This is a genomic window from Acidipropionibacterium thoenii DSM 20276, assembly GCF_000423445.1.
Classification (GTDB): Bacteria; Actinomycetota; Actinomycetes; order Propionibacteriales; family Propionibacteriaceae; genus Acidipropionibacterium; species Acidipropionibacterium thoenii.
This window is the reverse complement of the sequence record NZ_AUHZ01000007.1, coordinates 40,628-56,814: the sequence shown is the minus strand read 5'-3', so window position 1 is coordinate 56,814 and position 16,187 is coordinate 40,628. Positions and strand designations below refer to the sequence as shown.

The 16,187-nt window shown below is 68.3% G+C and carries 14 protein-coding genes; 2 read left to right on the top strand and 12 right to left on the bottom strand.

The genetic code is table 11. The annotated features are described in order from the left end of the window. Positions 1 to 13: 13 nt before the first annotated feature. From G554_RS14240 to miaA, 11 genes are all read right to left on the bottom strand, one after another. Positions 14 to 649 carry a DUF1707 SHOCT-like domain-containing protein gene (locus G554_RS14240; RefSeq protein WP_051232239.1) on the bottom strand — a complete coding sequence of 212 codons (636 nt, stop codon included), beginning with the start codon at positions 647 to 649 and terminating at the stop codon, positions 14 to 16. Between the two features lie 78 nt (positions 650 to 727). Beyond that, on the bottom strand, positions 728 to 1,612 hold the full coding sequence (locus G554_RS0102540) for a universal stress protein (RefSeq protein ID WP_027586679.1): 885 nt from the start codon (positions 1,610 to 1,612) through the stop codon (positions 728 to 730). Positions 1,613 to 1,733: 121 nt separating this feature from the next. Then, on the bottom strand, positions 1,734 to 2,711 hold the full coding sequence (locus G554_RS0102535) for a T3SS (YopN, CesT) and YbjN peptide-binding chaperone 1 (RefSeq protein ID WP_027586678.1): 978 nt from the start codon (positions 2,709 to 2,711) through the stop codon (positions 1,734 to 1,736). A 4-nt stretch (positions 2,712 to 2,715) separates the two neighbouring features. Continuing rightward, positions 2,716 to 3,297 carry a dCTP deaminase gene (dcd, locus tag G554_RS0102530; protein ID WP_027586677.1) on the bottom strand — a complete coding sequence of 194 codons (582 nt, stop codon included), beginning with the start codon at positions 3,295 to 3,297 and terminating at the stop codon, positions 2,716 to 2,718. Positions 3,298 to 3,423: 126 nt separating this feature from the next. Then, positions 3,424 to 6,288 (bottom strand): vitamin B12-dependent ribonucleotide reductase, encoded by a 2,865-nt coding sequence (locus G554_RS0102525; protein ID WP_027586676.1) that lies wholly within the window; start codon positions 6,286 to 6,288, stop codon positions 3,424 to 3,426. A 136-nt stretch (positions 6,289 to 6,424) separates the two neighbouring features. After that, on the bottom strand, positions 6,425 to 6,958 hold the full coding sequence (nrdR, locus tag G554_RS14235) for a transcriptional regulator NrdR (protein ID WP_084648252.1): 534 nt from the start codon (positions 6,956 to 6,958) through the stop codon (positions 6,425 to 6,427). Between the two features lie 203 nt (positions 6,959 to 7,161). Then, positions 7,162 to 7,512, bottom strand: a complete 351-nt coding sequence (locus tag G554_RS0102515) for a hypothetical protein (RefSeq protein WP_154654145.1) — start codon at positions 7,510 to 7,512, stop codon at positions 7,162 to 7,164. 150 nt (positions 7,513 to 7,662) lie between these two features. Next, entirely contained in the window at positions 7,663 to 9,714 is a 2,052-nt protein-coding gene (locus tag G554_RS0102510; protein WP_027586674.1) for an ATP-dependent DNA helicase, read from the bottom strand. After that, entirely contained in the window at positions 9,711 to 11,219 is a 1,509-nt protein-coding gene (gene hflX / locus G554_RS14230; protein WP_245569919.1) for a GTPase HflX, read from the bottom strand. Before hflX ends, G554_RS0102510 begins: the two co-directional genes overlap by 4 nt. 86 nt (positions 11,220 to 11,305) lie before the next feature. Then, entirely contained in the window at positions 11,306 to 12,136 is an 831-nt protein-coding gene (gene dapF, locus G554_RS0102500; protein WP_027586673.1) for a diaminopimelate epimerase, read from the bottom strand. 32 nt (positions 12,137 to 12,168) lie between these two features. Continuing rightward, positions 12,169 to 13,104: a tRNA (adenosine(37)-N6)-dimethylallyltransferase MiaA gene (gene miaA, locus G554_RS0102495; protein ID WP_084648251.1), complete on the bottom strand. Its 936-nt coding sequence runs from the start codon at positions 13,102 to 13,104 to the stop codon at positions 12,169 to 12,171. A 168-nt stretch (positions 13,105 to 13,272) separates the two neighbouring features. Here miaA and G554_RS0102490 point away from each other — a divergent pair, with 168 nt between their 5' ends. Continuing rightward, positions 13,273 to 13,473 (top strand): antitoxin, encoded by a 201-nt coding sequence (locus G554_RS0102490; protein WP_027586671.1) that lies wholly within the window; start codon positions 13,273 to 13,275, stop codon positions 13,471 to 13,473. Between the two features lie 140 nt (positions 13,474 to 13,613). Here the strand turns inward: G554_RS0102490 and miaB are convergent, their stop codons facing one another. Then, positions 13,614 to 15,116: a tRNA (N6-isopentenyl adenosine(37)-C2)-methylthiotransferase MiaB gene (gene miaB, locus G554_RS0102485; protein WP_027586670.1), complete on the bottom strand. Its 1,503-nt coding sequence runs from the start codon at positions 15,114 to 15,116 to the stop codon at positions 13,614 to 13,616. A 128-nt stretch (positions 15,117 to 15,244) separates the two neighbouring features. On the opposite strand from miaB, the gene G554_RS0102480 reads away from it, so the two are divergent. Next, a complete protein-coding gene (locus tag G554_RS0102480; protein ID WP_084648267.1) occupies positions 15,245 to 16,165 on the top strand; it encodes an aldose epimerase family protein in 921 nt (306 codons plus the stop codon). The last annotated feature ends 22 nt before the right edge of the window (positions 16,166 to 16,187 follow it).

The following is a 16,187-nucleotide window of genomic DNA, read 5'->3' as shown; positions in this document are numbered from 1 at the left end:
GGTTCCGACCAGTTCACCTCGCAGCACCGGCTCGGTGGCTGCCCAACTGACCGGCGGCATCGGGGCCGGTGACCCCGATCCCGCCGAAGACCGCCATTCCCTTGAGCACCAGTACCGGGCCGGTCCGTGCCGGCCGCAGCCCGTCCGAGCCGGCCCCTCCGAAGATCGGCACCACCTGGTTGACCACCCGGACGCCCTCGGGAACCTTGATCTCGGCTCCCCCGAAGGCCACGAAACAGGTGATCTCGATCTGTCCGTCGGCCGGCCAGACGCACTGCCTCAGGTCCAGTGAGACCCCTCCGAAGACAGCCGTCACGGTGCCCCGGGAGGGCGCGATCCAGTCCGCCTGGCGCTGGGCACCGCCGAAGACCGCGACGATGTTCTCATGGCGGGCGGCGGCATCGTCGGGGGCCATCCTCACCCGGGTGGCCGGGACACCCGGCTCCCGGTCGGGTGCAGCCAGCTGATGCGGAAGGTCCGCGGTGAGCCCCACCAAGTCCTGACGGAACCGGGCGCGGGTGGCCGCGGTACTGCGATCGTCGAACTCCTGCTGGTCGAGGTAGCCCGAGGCGAAGGCATCCCCCAGCTGCGACAACGTCGCCTCTCGCTCCGGGTAGCCGGCTCGGATCCGGGACTGCTCATCGCTCATGCCACCAGCTTATGGGTAACGCGGCGAGCCAGGCTCCCGACGGCCGGCCGCATCAGGGGATTTCTTGCCCGGCCCCCCTCAGTGAACGATGGCCAGTGGCGCCCTGGAGTGGGCCATCACGCCGCGGATCACTCCCCCGGCGGTCCACCCGAGGATCGGGTGACGCTTCATCCCGACGACCAGCAGATCGACCGACTCGGAGACCTTGACCAGCTCGTCGACGGGATGACCGAGAAGCACCTTGGTGGTGATGCTGACGTCGGGGAACTCGGCCTTGAGGGGATCGACGAAGCTGTCGACATGGCTCTGGTTCTCGGCCACGAATGCCTGGCTGGCCTCATCGGTGAGCTTGTACCCGCCGGCGGAGCCCGCCGGCAGGGCGGGAGCGACCGTGACGACGACGAGTTCGGCCTTCTGCCGCTGGGCCTCCTCGAAGCCGTAGCGCAACGCTGCCGTGCCGGTGGTCTGGCGTCCGATCGCGACCGCCAACTGGTGCTTTCCGCCCACCGGGTCGGGAGTGGAGGCGCGCGAGATGACGACCACCGGGCAGGCCGACATACCGGCCACCGCCACCGAGGTGGACCCGACGAACATCCGTTCCAGGCCGCTGGCGGCACGCCTGCCGACCACGATCATGTCAGCCTGGCGGCTGCGGTCGGCCAGCACCGCGGCGGGATTTCCGAGCACCACCTGAGCGTGGGTGCGCGACTCATCGGCACCGGCATCGATGGCCTGGGCCCGGGCCTCGTCGACGACGACCTGGCCGGCCTGCTGGAGGGCGGTGGGGTCGTAGACGACCCCCCAGGCTCCAGCCACTGCAGCGTCATCGACGGCGTGCAGGATGAGCAGGTCGGCGTCCAACTCGTCGGCCTGACCAGCGGCATATCTCGCCGCGCGAATGCCATCATCGGAGCCGTCGACTCCAGCGATCACCAATGCGGTGCGAGGGGTGTCTGTGGACATGACCATCCTCCTTCGAAGAGGTACCGGCGGAACAACCTCGGTGGCGTCCCGTCATCTCTGTACGGTTATCACGTACACCTCCATGTGTACCCGATGAGCTGTGCAGGACAGCGCCATTATCTCACCCGGCGTTGCCGGTGTCCGGAGACTCGAAGGTTGTCCGGCCCCGAAGTTTGCGGGCCAGTTCGTCATCGATGCCGTCGGCCAGCTCGGACATGATGCGGACTCCCTGGCGCAGATGTTCGGCCACGAAGGGCCGGCACATCAGTGACATGGTGACGAAGACCCGGTCCTGGTGCAGGGCGAAACGGCCGTAGCGGGAGGCCACATTGAGGTCGTTGAGCACCTCGACGGCCCTGGACCGGCCCTCGACGTCGTGGACGATGGCCGAGAACAGCAGCAACTCCTCGGCATCGGGGGTGCTGCGGATGAAGACCATCGTGGAACCCACCCGGATGGCGAAATCCCCCTCGGCGTCGCAGACCGGCGGGTGGCCGAACATCTCGGTCAGTTCGGCCGCGACCATCTCGTCGAGCCGACTGCGACTCAGCGGCATCACGGCCGGCACCGTCACCGGCCCGGCGGGTGTCTCGTGGGGGGCCGGGGAGCCCGGTTGGAGGATCTCCGCCAGCTGGTCGGGGGCCAGGAAGACCGGGTGCTGGACGCCGAAGACGCTGCGCAGGGTGCGCACGGCCAGCTCGGCCAGTTCGTCGCTGCGGTCCTGGCCCCGGTCCACCCAGAAGTTGGCGCAGGGCCGGGGGCCGTCGGCAGCCGGTGACTGCCAGCCCAGGGCATCCAACTCCTCCAGCTGGGCCCCGGACAGCTGATGGGCCTCGGCCAGGCTGGCGCTGCCGGAGGCCTCGGCGAGCACCATGGCCTCGCCGACCGCGGCATCGGGGTGGGGGTCGCCGGGGGCCGGTTCGTGCTGGGTGAACCGGACGAAGGGGGCCTGGTCCTCGCCCGTGGCGGGCGTCCCGATCGTGAGGACGCCGCCGTCATCGATGACAGAGATCACCTCGGCCAGACGCTCGGCGAACCCCGACCAGGCCTGGTCGGTGGAGCGGTCCAGGTCGAAGTCGAAGTCTGCTGCCTCGTCCATCGGTTCAGAAGGCGCTGCGGTAGAAGTTCTGCCAGGAACGGCTGGGGGTCGGGCCGCGCTGGCCCTGGTACCTGTTGGCGGTCGAGGGGTCGGATCCGTAGGGGTGCTCGGCCGGGCTGGACAGCGCGAAGAAGCACAGCTGGCCGATCTTCATCCCGGGCCACAGTGCAATCGGCAGGGTGGCCACGTTGGACAGTTCCAGAGTGACGTGGCCGCTGAAGCCAGGGTCGATGAAGCCGGCGGTGGAGTGCGTGAGCAGGCCCAGCCGACCCAACGAGGACTTGCCCTCGAGCCGTGCTGACAGGTGATCGGGAATGGTGACCTTCTCCTTGGTGGCCGCCAGCACGAACTCCCCGGGGTGCAGCACGAAGGGCTCCTCGATCGACTCCTCCACCTGGTGGGTGAGCTCCGGCTGGTTCTGCGCCGGGTCGATCATCGGGTACTTGTGGTTGTCGAACAGCCGGAAGTAGCGGTCAAGGCAGATGTCGATGCTGGAGGGCTGGATCAGCGAGGGGTCGTAGGGCTCCAGGACGATGTGACCGGCCTCGATCTCGGTGCGGATCTCTCGGTCTGACAGAAGGCTCACGGTCCCGACCTTACGACACCTGGGTGACGTTCGGACAACTGCCGGATCTCACCCGAACATGTGGCCCGGTGTCGGATCATGGCCGCAGCGGGGCCATGGTCCGGCACCGGGCCGGTCAGTCACAGATCAGCTGCAGCCGCTGGTGGATCCGCAACCTTCGCAGACGTAGCAGGAGCCGGACGGACGCATCTTGGTGCCGCAGGTCATGCACAGCGGGGCGTCGACCTCACGACCCAGCTTCTCCTCCATCAGTTCGGCGCTGGTGTGCGCACCGCCGACATGCTCGGGGGAGGGAGTCGGGTCGAACAGACCCGGCTGGGTGGCCCCATCCTCATGCACCCGGACCCGGTCGGCCGGGGTCTCCTTGAGGCTCTCGGAGTCGATGAGCTCCGCCTCGTCCTCCTCCGAGAGGTAGGAACCGGTCTCCACGTAGTGAGCCCGTTCGGCCGAGGTGTAGATGCCCAGCTCCGCCCGCTCGTCGAAGGACAGGTAGTCCAGGGCGAGCCGTCGGAAGATGTAGTCGATGATCGACTGGGCGATCCGGATGTCGGAGTCGTCGGTCATCCCGGCCGGCTCGAACTTCATATTGGCGAACTTCTGCACGAAGCTCTCCAGCGGCACCCCGTACTGCAGACCGATCGAGATGGCGATCGAGAAAGCATCCATCGCCCCGGCCAGGGTGGAACCCTGCTTGCCGAGCTTGAGGAAGATCTCGCCCAGCCTGCCGTCCTGGTAGGCACCGGTGGTGAGGTAACCGCCGGCCCCGGCGACCTGGAAGCTGGTGGTCCGACCGGCCCGCGACTTGGGCAGCCGTTGACGGCGCGGCCGGTACTCGATCCGCACCTCGGGCTCGGCCTTGGCCTCGGTCTTGTCCTGCGCGGTCTTCTCGACCGACAGCGGCTGGCCGACCTTGCAGTTGTCGCGGTAGACGGCCACCGCCTTCAGGCCGAGCTTCCAACCCTGCAGGTAGACCTCGGCGATGTCCTCGACGGTGGCGCTCTCGGGCAGGTTCACCGTCTTGGAGATGGCCCCGGACAGGAAGGGCTGGACGGCAGCCATCATTCGGACGTGGCCCATCGGAGCGATCGCCCGCTCACCCATCGCGCAGTCGAAGACCTCGTAGTGGGCCTTGTCCAGGTGCGGGGCCCCGATCACCGAGCCGTGCTCGGCGATCCAGGCCACGATCTCCCCCGCGTCGGCCTGGGAGTAGCCGAGGTTGGCCAGCGCCCGCGGCACGGTCTGGTTGACGATCTGCATCGAGGAGCCGTCGACCATCTTCTTGAACTTCACCAGGGAGAAGTCGGGCTCGATACCGGTGGTGTCGCAGTCCATCATGAAACCGATGGTCCCGGTCGGTGCCAGCACCGAGGCCTGGGCGTTGCGGAAGCCGTTCTCAGCACCCAGCTCCACGACCTTGTCCCACTCCGCCTTGGCGGCCGCCAGCACCGTGGTGTCATTGGTGTGCATCGGGTGCACGTCCCGGGTGGCATCGCGGTGCTTGCGCATCACTGCCTGATGAGGCTCGGCATTGGCCGCGTAACCGTTGTAGGGCCCGACGACAGCGGCCAGTTCGGCGCTGCGCCGGTAGGCCACCCCGGTCATCAGGGAGGTGATGGCGGCAGCCAGGTTACGGCCCCCCTCGGAGTCGTATCCCAGCCCCATCGCCATCAGCAGGGCGCCCAGGTTGGCGTACCCGATGCCGAGCTGGCGGTAGTCGCGGGTGGTCTGGCCGATCGACGTGGTGGGAAAGTCTGCGAAGCAGATCGAGATGTCCATCGCGGTGATGACGATCTCCACCGCCCGGGTGAACCGGGCGACGTCGAAGACCTCATCCTCGCCGACGAACTTCAGCAGGTTGAGGCTGGCCAGGTTGCACGAGGAGTTGTCCAGGCTCATGTACTCCGAGCAGGGGTTGGAGGCGTTGATCCGCCCCGAGTTCGGATCGGTGTGCCAGGAGTTGATGGTGTCGTCGTACTGCACGCCGGGATCGGCGCACTCCCAGGCGGCCTTGGCGATCTTGCCGAACAGCTGACGGGCGTCGATCTCCTCGATGACCTGTCCGGGGTGGATCCGGGAGGTCAGCCCGAACTTCTCCCCCTTCTCGACCGCGTGCATGAACTTGTCGTTGACGCGCACCGAGTTGTTGGCGTTCTGGTACTGCACCGAGGCCATGTCGCGGCCACCGATCTCCATGTCGAAACCGGCATCCCGCAGGGCGCGGATCTTGTCCTCCTCGCGGGCCTTGGTCTCGACGAACTCCTCGATGTCGGGGTGGTCGACGTCCAGCACGACCATCTTGGCCGCTCGGCGGGTGGCGCCGCCGGACTTGATGGTGCCTGCCGAGGCATCGGCGCCACGCATGAAGGAGACCGGACCCGAGGCGGTGCCGCCCGAGGAGAGCAGCTCCTTGGAGGAACGGATCCTCGAGATGTTGACCCCGGCCCCGGATCCTCCCTTGAAGATGAAACCTTCCTCGGTGTACCAGTTGAGGATCGACTCCATCGAGTCATCGACCGACAGGATGAAGCAGGCGCTGACCTGCTGGGGGCTGGTGGTGCCGACGTTGAACCAGACCGGCGAGTTGAAGCTGAAGTACTGGTGGACCAGCAGCCAGGTGAGTTCCTCGGAGTAGACCTTGGCGTCCTTGGCGGAGGCGAAGTAGCCGTTGTCCTGACCCGCCCTCAGATAGCTCCTGACGACCCGGTCGATCAGCGTCTTGAGACTGTCCTCACGATCCGGGGTGCCCAGTGCGCCACGGAAGTACTTGTTGGTGACGATGGTGGAGGCGTTCACACTCCAGAAGTCGGGGAACTCGACACCGCGCTGCTCGAAGACGACCTCTCCGGTGCGCCAGTTCTTCTGGACCACATCGCGACGCTGCCAGCTGACCTCGTCGTAGGGGTGCACCCCCTCGGTGCTGAACACCCTTCGGACATGCAGGCCCGAGGGGGCCGGTGTCGCCCTGCGCGACGCCGTCTTGGTCTCAGTCATGAGCTTTCCCTCACCTCGTCTGACGACGATTTGTTGGTTGGTAGTGGATCAGATGTGACCGAAGTCACATCCTTGTGCTGTGATGACGGCGCATCCGGCCTTCGCCGTTGCTCCGCGGGCTTGTGGACCTGCCGACTCAGAACAACGGCTGGTTGGCCATGTCCCCTCCGGACCCGGGGACCTGGGCCGCCAGCGGCCTGCCGCCGGAATCCGACGGGTCGTCGCTGCTCTCGGCCCTCAACCGCTCGATCTCCAGGATGAAGTCGTCAATCGTCTCGTAGTGCCGGTAGACCGAGGCGAACCTCAGGTAGGCGATCGGGTCGAGTTCCCGCAGCGGCGGCAGAATGGCCAGGCCGACCTGATCGCTGGGGATCTCGGAGCTTCCCCCGGCCCGCAGCGCGTCCTCGACCCGCTGGCCCAGGCGGGCCAGGTCGGCGTCGCTGACCGGGCGGCCCTTGCAGGCCTTGCGGACCCCGGAGACGACCTTCTCCCGGCTGAACGGCTCCTCCGAGCCGTCCTTCTTGACGATCACCATCTGCATCCGTTCGATGGTGGTGAATCTGCGCTCGCACACCGGGCACTGCCGACGCCGACGGATCGCCAGGCCGTCCTCACAGACCCTCGAGTCCAGGACCCGGGAGTCGTCGTGCTGACAGAATGGACACCTCATCGGGGCACCTCCTCATCCTGGACCCAGGCTCTGCACGTACCTCGTGCGTGCACACACAATACCTCGGAATTTCACTAGGTCTAGTCTCGGCGTGTCGTGATCGACACTAGATCTAGTGGCAATCGCCATTCTCCCTCTCGGCCGGATCTGCCCCGCAGCACCACCTCAGGCACCGACCACGCCCTCTTGGCCACACCGGCCGGTCAGCCTGCCAGGCCGCCGGAGACCTGGAAGAGCTGCCACAGCCCCACCGCTGTGGCCAACGCCATCAGCGACAGCACAGCAGCCATCACGACATTCCACACCAGATCCTCGTCGATTCGCCCCTGGCGAACCGCGGGAGCCCGGCGCGGCAGCGCCGCTGGCGACAGCACACCGGCCGACCCGGCGCCGGCCGTCACCGGGCCGGCGGCTGCCAACTCCCGCCGGTTGATCATCACGGCGGGCTCGGACTCCTCGAGGATCTCCTCGATCCCCGGCCACGGGCCCACGATCACCTGGCCGGTCTGCTGCCCGGCCCGATCCTGCTCCCACACACGCTGTTGAACGCTCATCGGAGTGCTCCTTCGTCAGATTCCCGGCCATCCGCCGAGGACATGACTCCATCCAACCGAGGGGGACTGACACTTTTCGGCCTCCTCGACGCCTGGCCGGCGCCAGCAGAGCCGCCGCCAAGGGATGACAAAGGGGTCGAACCGCTGGGCTCAGCTGAGCCTCCTGAGCGCCCCGATCGCGACCTCGCGGTCGGTGGTGGTCCAGAACGGCGGCATCGAGGCACGCAGGAAGGAGCCGTATCGGGCCGTCACCAGACGGGGATCCAGCACGGCCACCACTCCCCTGTCCTCGGCGCGTCGGATCAGGCGTCCGGATCCCTGGGCCAGCAGCAGTGCCGCATGTCCGGCCGAGACGGTCATGAATCCATTGCCCCCGGCCTGCGCGACCGCCTGGCTGCGCGCCTGCATCAGCGGGTCATCGGGGCGGGGGAAGGGGATCTTGTCGATGATGACGAGGCGGCAGGTGTCTCCTGGCACGTCGACCCCCTGCCACAGCGACAGAGTGCCGAACAGACAGGTGGCCGGGTCCTCGATGAACTGGCGGGTGAGCCCCGCCAGATGCCCCTCCCCCTGGCACAGCACCGGGATCCTGGGCAGGGACTTGCGCAGCTGCTCGGCGGCGCGCACCGCGTTGCGCTGGGAGGCGAACAGGCCGAGGGTGCGGCCACCGGCAGCCCAGACGAGTTCGGCCAGGTCCTCCAAGGCCTCCTCGCCGATGCCGTCGCGGCTGGGCTTCGGCAGCTCGCGCCCGACATAGAGGATGCCCTGGGAGTGATAGTCGAAGGGGGAGCCGACGTCGATGCCTCGCCAGGCCATCTCGGTCTGGAGAATCTCGGGCGTGTCGTCGACCCGTTCGCCCGGTTGCAGGCCGACATCCCGGGCGGCCGAGGTGAACTCCCCGCCGATCCTGAGGGTGGCCGAGGTGAGGATGGTGGTGGCCCCCGCCAGCACGCTGGACCTCAGCAGCCCGGCCACCTTGAGCGGTGCCACCTGGGCGGCGCGTCCGGTGTACTCCGACTCGCTGATCCAGACCACGTCGGCGGCCGACAGCGCGGCGATCCGCTCGGCCACCTCGAAGACCTCGCGGACCGCCCCCTGGGCCTGGACACGCTCGGGGTCCCCGCCGGCCTCCTCACCGTCATCACTGCGTCCCAGGGCCGAGACGGCGCTCCTGGCCAGATCGCGCAGGCTCTGGGCGGCGACGATGAGACCGGCGCCGGGGTCGGTGACCCGGCCGGGCTCGGTGGCCTCCAGGGCCTCGTGCAGCAGGTCCGCCTGACCGAGCAGATCGGCAGCCAGGTCATCGTCGAGCCAGGTGGCTGCGCGTCTGCCGACTGCGGTGACCAGGGTGGGGGTGAGCAGCGCCGAGGCGGCTCCGGTGAACCGGTCGACCACCTCATGGGCCTCGTCGATGATGACGACCTCGTGCTCGGGCAGCACGCTGCCATCGTTGAGTGCATCGATGGCCAGCAGGGCGTGGTTGGTGACGATCAGGTCGGCCTGCCGGGCCTTCTCCCTGGCCTTCTCGAAGAGGCACTCCTCGACATAGGGGCAGCGGTTGCCCAGGCACTCCCGTGCCGGCACCGATACCTGCGACCAGGCCCTCGGGGAGTGATCGGGGGCGTCGTCGCGGTCGCCGAGCAGGCTGCGCCCGGCCTGGTCCTCGGCCCACTCGCGCAGCATCACCACCTCGGCCCCCAACCGGGACTCGGAGTCCACCGCGCCGGCGGATCGGCCGGCCGAGCTGTCGTCACGGCTCACCAGTTCGCCACCGCTGACCAGGGCGTCCTGGTCCGGCCGGACTCCCTCGCGCACCTTCAGCAGGCAGGCGTGGTTGGAGCGCCCCTTGAGCACTGCGGTGCGGGGGGTACGCGCCAGGACCTTCCCGGCGGCCCTGACCGCCGCCGGAATGTCCTTGTGGGCCAGCTGCGCCTGGAGCGCCAGGGTGGCGGTGGCGACCACCACCGTGACGTCGTCGCGGACCGCCCTGGCCAGCGCCGGCGCCAGATAGCCCAAGGACTTGCCGGTACCGGTGCCGGCCTGCACCAACAGGTGGATCTTCTCGTCGATCGCCCGGTCGAGGGCCTCGGCCATCCTCAGCTGTCCGGTTCTGGGACTCCCGCCGATCCCGGCGACCGCGGCATCCAGCAGCTGCCGGTAGGCCGGATCCGAGTCCTCGGCGGCCGGGGTCGCCGCGCTCACGAGGTGGCGACCGCCGCTGCGCGCACCTCGGCAGCCAGGCCGGGGTGCAGGTGGGCGACGACGTGAGTTCCCTGGCCGGTGTGCTCGAGGCTCACGATCGTGCCAAGGCGGTGGATCCGGTCGACCAGGTCGCCGCGCTGATAGGGCAGCACGGCGTCGACCAGCTCCTCGGGAACCGGCAGCAGCTCCTCGATCCTGGCGATCAGCTCGTCGATCCCCTCGCCCTGGTGGGCCGACACCAGCATCGCCTGGGGGAAGGAGGCCCGTAGTGCCAGCTCGTCGGCCTCGGTGATCAGGTCGGCCTTGTTGAGCACCAGCAGTTCGGGGACCTGACCGGCGTCGATTCCTGACAGCACCTCGTGGACCGCGGAGATCTGGCCGGCGGGGTCGGGGGCGGCGGCATCGACGACGTGGACCAGGAGATCGGCCTGGGCGGTCTCCTCCAGGGTGGAGGCGAAGGCCTCCACCAGGTGGGTGGGCAGGTGGCGGACGAAACCGACGGTGTCGGTGAGGGTGTAGACCCGGCCGTCCTCGGTGGTGGCACGCCGGGTGGTCGGGTCCAGGGTGGCGAAGAGGGCGTCCTCGACCAGTACCCCGGCACGGGTGAGCCGGTTGAGCAGGGAGGACTTGCCGGCGTTGGTGTAGCCGACGATGGCCACCGAGGGGATGGCATTGCGGATCCGGTCGGCGCGCTTCTCCGAGCGGGTCGCCGCCATCGCACGCAGCTTTCGGCGCAACCGGGCGACCCGGGTGTTGATCCGGCGCCGGTCGGTCTCGATCTTGGTCTCACCGGGGCCGCGACCGCCGATCCCCGCACCTCCGGCGGCCCGTCCACCTGCCTGACGGGACAGGCTGTCGCCCCAGCCGCGCAGCCGCTGCCTCATGTACTGCAGCTGGGCCAGTTCGACCTGGGTCTTGCCCTCGACACTGCTGGCGTGCTGAGCGAAGATGTCGAGGATGAGGATGGTGCGGTCGACGACCTTGACGCCGATCCGGTCCTCCAGGTTGCGCAGCTGGGCGCCGTCCAGCTCGCCGTCGCAGATGACGGTGTCGGCCCCGGTGGCGACCACCACCTCCTTGAGCTCCTCGACCTTTCCCGAGCCGATGTAGGTCGCCGGATCGGGACTGGGACGCCGTTGGATGAGGGCGTCCAACACCTGGCTGCCGGCGGTCTCGGCGAGCAGCTTGAGCTCGGTCATGGCGTTCTCGGCGTCCTCGGCGCTGCCCTGGGTCCACACCGAGGCCAGCACCACTCGTTCCAGCCGCAACTGCCGGTACTCGACCTCGCTGATGTCCGACAGGTCGGTGGACATGCCGGGAACCCGGGTCAGCGCCAGCCGTGCATCCAGGTCGAACTGGTCGCCGTCCCAGTTCTCCTTGGCGCCGGTATCCCCCGATCCCGTCTCGTCGGTGGCCGCTGGGTCGTCCCGGCGGTGGTCGTGGTGGGTCGCGGAGTGCTGCTCGGAGGTGTCGTCGGGGGTGTCATCGTCGATGGAAGTCATCATTGACAGCTTTCCACGACTGACCCGGCTCGCCAACACCGGGCCCGGCCGGCGGTCTCCCAGCTCACCGGCCGCGGGCAGCGACCAGCTCAGCCGACATCGGGCTCGTTGACCTGACCGCGGACCTGGATGACCGCCGGACCGGTGAGCCGGTAGTGGTCTGCGGCCTTCTCGACGGTGACCCTGCCGCCTGGCACGTCGACGGTCCACGGCCCCTGGTGACCGGTGTGCCCGGTCATCGCGACAGCCACCGCGACCGTCCCGGTGCCACATGACAGCGTCTCCCCCACCCCTCTCTCGTGGACCCTCATCCGGACGTGACCGGGTTCCACCAGGTCGACGAACTCGATATTGACACCGTGGCTGAAGGCCTCCTCCGGCTCCCAGCCGGGCTGGCTGTCCACCGGCAGCGAGTCCAGGTCGTCCTCGGGCCCTAGCAGCACCACGGCGTGCGGGTTGCCGACGTCGACGGGGGTGGCCGGCCAGCGCCGCCCGTCCAGGGTCACACTCACCTGGTCCGGTCGCGCCGCGGCGGTGCCGACGTCGGCGGTGACCATCCCGTTCCCGTGCACGACGACGTGCTTGACGCCGGCGCGGGTTGCGACGTCGACCTCGTGGCCGGTGATCAGGCCCTGTTCGGACAGGTACTCCCCGAACACCCTCAGACCGTTGCCGCACATCTCGGCGATCGAGCCGTCGGCGTTGCGGTAGTCCATGAACCACTGGTCGGGGTCGCCCGTCCAGTCCTCGATGGCACCTGCCCGGGTGGCGCGCATCAGGCCGTCGCCACCGACCCCGAAACGCCGATCGCACAACCACTGGACCTGCCCGGCCGAGAGGTTGAGCATGCCTGGCCTGTCGAGAATGATGACGAAGTCGTTGCCGGTGCCCTGTCCCTTCGAGAACTGAATGGTCCGCATGCCCCCCATCTCAGCGCGACCCACCGCGATGGTCAAGGTCGGCCGTCCTGGTCAACATCGGCCAGCGCGGCCAGCACCTTCTCGGCCAGACACCCATCCAGTGCCTCGAACCACCGGATCCTGGGATCGCGGCGGTACCACATCAGCTGTTTGCGGGCGAACCTGCGAGTGCGCACCACGGTGTCCAGCCGGGCCTGGCGCTCGTCGATCCGGCCATCGAGCATGCTCATCACCTGTCGGTAGCCCAGCGCCCGCGATGCCGTGCGCCCCTCGCGCAGGCCGTGGTCGACCAGTCCGCGCACCTCGGCGACCAGGCCGCGGCGCCACATCAGGTCGACCCGCTGCTCGATGCGGGAGTCCAGATCCTCTCGCGACATGGTCAGTCCGATCTCGAGGGTGCCCGGGTAGTGGAAGCGGCCCTGCGGCATCCTCGCCGAGAAGGATCCGGTGAGTTCGATGACCTCCAGGGCCCGCACGATGCGCCGTCCGTTGCCCGGCAGGATGGCCGCCGCTGCCGCCGGGTCGAGCTCGGCGAGCCGACGGTGCATCTGCTCGGAACCGAGCTGCTCCAGCTCGTCCTCCAGCCGGGCCCGGATCGAGGGGTCGGTGGGAGGTATCTCCAGCTCGTCGAGGACCGCCCGGCTGTACAGCGCCGATCCGCCCACCACCAGGGGCACGACTCCGCGGGCCAGGCAGTCCTCGATCGCTCGTCTGGCGAGGTTCTGGATGAGGGCTATCGAGGAACTCTGGGTGACCTCGAGGATGTCGACCAGATGGTGGCGCACCCTCTCGAGCTCACCGGCGTCGGGTTTGGCGGTGCCGATGTCCATCCCCCGGTAGACCAGCATCGAGTCGGCGTTGACGATCTCAGCCGGCCTTCCTTCGCCGCTGAGCCGGCGGGCGAGCTCCACTGCCAGCCGGGACTTTCCGCTGGCAGTCGGTCCGAGGATGGCGATCACCTCAGGCATAGCCCCTGCGACCTCCCGTACCGACGTGCCGTCGCCCACTGTCCTGCCTCGGCTCTCGTAATCGTCTCAATTTCTGAGAGATCTGGGGTCCTGCTCTTGCCCTCGGGGCCGAGTGTGAGGACACTGTATCCAACCGAACGGGGTGAATCCCCGAGGAGGGAGGGGCCTATGGGACTCTTTGACAAGGCGAAGGACGCCGTGATCACACATCAGGATCAGATCAAGGACGCCGTCAACAGCCACGAGGACCAGATCGACAAGGCAGTGGACACCGCAGGTGACAAGGTTGACTCAGTCACCGGTGGCAAGTTCGCCAGTCAGGTCGATGCAGCCCAGGACGCTGTGAAGAAGCAGACCGGAAACCTCTGAGTTTCCGCTCCGTCCACGGTTCCCTGATCTCACGAGGTGTCTTCCGGCGGTTCCGCTTCGGTGGAGGCCCGCCCGTTGACACGGCAGAGGGGCGACAGCACATCGCTGTCGCCCCTCTGTCATACCCGGCCGGATCGGGCTCAGTCCCTCGGGGCTCCGATCCCCGGCATTCCCAGGGTGACCGCACCGGCAGCGGCCGGCGAGCTGACCGGATCGGGGGCCTGATGCCTGGCCTGCCAGGCATCTCCGCCACGGGTACGACGCAGATCGATGAGACCGCCGTCGGCCATCAGGTGGTGGGGGGCGCCCCGTCCGATCCTGACGGTGCCGATGTCACCGGGCCGTGGCCGCTGCTGGCCCGGGGCCAACCCGACATGGATCAACCGGTTGTCCCGACCCCGTCCGGTGACCCGGTGGGTGGCGCGGTCCTTACGACCCTCCCCGGCCGAGAACATCACCTCGGCGGTGCTGCCCTCCAGCTTGCGGTTCTCCTGCCAGGAGATCTCATCGACCAGGGCCACCAGGCGCTCGTAACGCTCCTGGACGACCTGCGCGGGCACCTGGTTGGTCATCTCACCGGCTGGTGTGCCCGGCCGGATCGAGTACTCGAAGGTGTAGGCGGCCGAGAACCGCGCCTGTTCGACGACTCTCATCGTCTCGGCGAAGTCGGCCTCGGTCTCGCCGGGGAAGCCGACGATGATGTCGGTGGTGATGGCCGCCTGAGGCATCGCGGCGCGGACCCGGTCGAGGATCCCCAGGAACCTCGTGCTGCGGTAGGAGCGCCGCATCTCGCGCAGCACCTTGTCCGAGCCGGACTGCAGGGGCATGTGGAGACTGGGCATCACATTCGGCGTCTCGGCCATCGCCTCGATGACGTCGTCGGTGAAGGCGGCGGGGTGCGGAGAGGTGAACCTCACCCGCTCCAGCCCGTCGATCCGCCCGCAGGCCCGCAGCAGCTTGGCGAAGGCGCCCCGGTCGCCGAACTGGACTCCGTAGGAGTTGACGTTCTGGCCCAGCAGAGTGATCTCCTGAACCCCCTCGTCGACCAGGGCGCGGATCTCGGCCAGGATGTCTGCCGGACGCCGGTCGGTCTCCTTGCCGCGCAACTGCGGCACGATGCAGAAGGTGCAGGTGTTGTTGCACCCGACCGAGATGGACACCCACGCCGAGTAGGCCGACTCGCGGTGGGTCGGCAGGTCGCTGGGGAAGGTCTGGAGGGACTCCTTGATCTCGACCTGGGCCTCCTCCAGCGCCCGGGAGCGAGCCAGCAGCGCTGGCAGCGAACCGAGATTGTGGGTGCCGAAGACGACATCGACCCAGGGGGCGCGCTCGGCGACCAACTGCTTGTCCTTCTGAGCCATGCAGCCGCCGACCGCCAGCCGCATCCCGGGATTGGCGGCCTTGACCGAGGCCATGTGTCCCAGTGTTCCGTAGAGCCGGTTGTCGGCGTTCTCACGGACCGCGCAGGTGTTGAAGACGACGACGTCGGCCGGTTCCAGGCTTCCGGTTCGCGGATCGGGGACGTAGCCCGCCGACTCCATGAGTCCGGCGATCCGCTCGGAGTCGTGGACATTCATCTGGCACCCGTAGGTGACGACCCGGTAGGTGGGCCGCCGGTGGCTGGGGGAATCTGTCTGGGTCATAGCGCCCACACTGTACCTGTCCACCGCCACCTCGTCCCATCGTCCCGGACACCCCCGTTCCCGGGTGCCCGGCAGGTTCGCAGCGTCGGGCCATCTCGACGACGCCACTTCCCTCTAGAGTGATGGTCATGGACTCAATGGCCGAATCCGTGACCGACGCCGTGCACCCCACCGGCCGACAACACGAGATCACCTCGGGCGGCTACCGGGCCGTCATCTGCGAGCAGGGGGCGACCCTGCGCAGTCTCACCTTCGATGGGGAGGATCTGCTGCTGTCCTTCGGCGCCGAGGAGTCGCCGGAAGGGGCCCGCGGCCAACATCTGCTGCCCTGGCCCAATCGAATCCGCGACGGCCGCTATCTCTTCGACGGCGACCTCCGGCAGCTGGCGATCAACGAGCAGAACCACCACAATGCGATCCACGGACTCACCCGGTGGCTGGCCTGGAATCTGGCGGAACTCACCACCGACAGCATCACCCAGTCGCTGCTGCTGCTCGATCAGCCGGGCTGGCCGGGATCGGTTCGGTTCACCCTCAGCCATCACCTCAGCCTGGAGGGGCTTCGCGTCGAGGTCTCGGCGCTCAATGTCGGTGCCACCCCGGTGCCGTTGGGCTACGCCGCCCACCCCTATCTGGTGATGGCCGGCATCCCGATCGACCAGTGGAGCGTCTCCGCCGGGTTCGCGACCTACCTGGAGGTCGATGAGCGACTGCTTCCGGTGGCGCTGAGGCCGGTGGAGGGGACACCGGCCCAGCTGCACGGGGAGCAGGAGTTCGGCAGTCGGTCTCTCGACACCGCATTCACCGACTCCCCCGTGGCGGGCCGGCGATGGCAGGTCGAGGTACGGGCCGGTCGTCACCATCGCCTGCTGTGGGCCGGTCCAGGCCTGCCCTGGTCACAGATCTTCACACCCTGGTACCGCACAGCGATGGCCGTGGAGCCGATGAGCTGCGGCCCGGATGCCTTCAACGAGGGCCCCACCCACGACTCGATGCTGCGCCTGGAACCTGGGGACAGTGCCCACTTCGAGTGGGGAGTCAGCATCTGAGCACCCGGCACCTCCCGGGCCC

What these genes read in the sequence shown, in the direction of transcription:
- miaB (WP_027586670.1), bottom strand. Translation starts at nt 15,116, where the DNA reads ATGACCCAGACAGATTCCCCCAGCCACCGGCGGCCCACCTACCGGGTC.
- miaA (WP_084648251.1), bottom strand. Translation starts at nt 13,104, where the DNA reads ATGCCTGAGGTGATCGCCATCCTCGGACCGACTGCCAGCGGAAAGTCC.
- dapF (WP_027586673.1), bottom strand. Translation starts at nt 12,136, where the DNA reads ATGCGGACCATTCAGTTCTCGAAGGGACAGGGCACCGGCAACGACTTC.
- G554_RS0102490 (WP_027586671.1), top strand. Translation starts at nt 13,273, where the DNA reads ATGGGACTCTTTGACAAGGCGAAGGACGCCGTGATCACACATCAGGAT.
- G554_RS0102540 (WP_027586679.1), bottom strand. Translation starts at nt 1,612, where the DNA reads ATGTCCACAGACACCCCTCGCACCGCATTGGTGATCGCTGGAGTCGAC.
- G554_RS14240 (WP_051232239.1), bottom strand. Translation starts at nt 649, where the DNA reads ATGAGCGATGAGCAGTCCCGGATCCGAGCCGGCTACCCGGAGCGAGAG.
- G554_RS0102515 (WP_154654145.1), bottom strand. Translation starts at nt 7,512, where the DNA reads ATGAGCGTTCAACAGCGTGTGTGGGAGCAGGATCGGGCCGGGCAGCAG.
- G554_RS0102525 (WP_027586676.1), bottom strand. Translation starts at nt 6,288, where the DNA reads ATGACTGAGACCAAGACGGCGTCGCGCAGGGCGACACCGGCCCCCTCG.
- nrdR (WP_084648252.1), bottom strand. Translation starts at nt 6,958, where the DNA reads ATGAGGTGTCCATTCTGTCAGCACGACGACTCCCGGGTCCTGGACTCG.
- hflX (WP_245569919.1), bottom strand. Translation starts at nt 11,219, where the DNA reads ATGATGACTTCCATCGACGATGACACCCCCGACGACACCTCCGAGCAG.
- G554_RS0102480 (WP_084648267.1), top strand. Translation starts at nt 15,245, where the DNA reads ATGGACTCAATGGCCGAATCCGTGACCGACGCCGTGCACCCCACCGGC.
- G554_RS0102535 (WP_027586678.1), bottom strand. Translation starts at nt 2,711, where the DNA reads ATGGACGAGGCAGCAGACTTCGACTTCGACCTGGACCGCTCCACCGAC.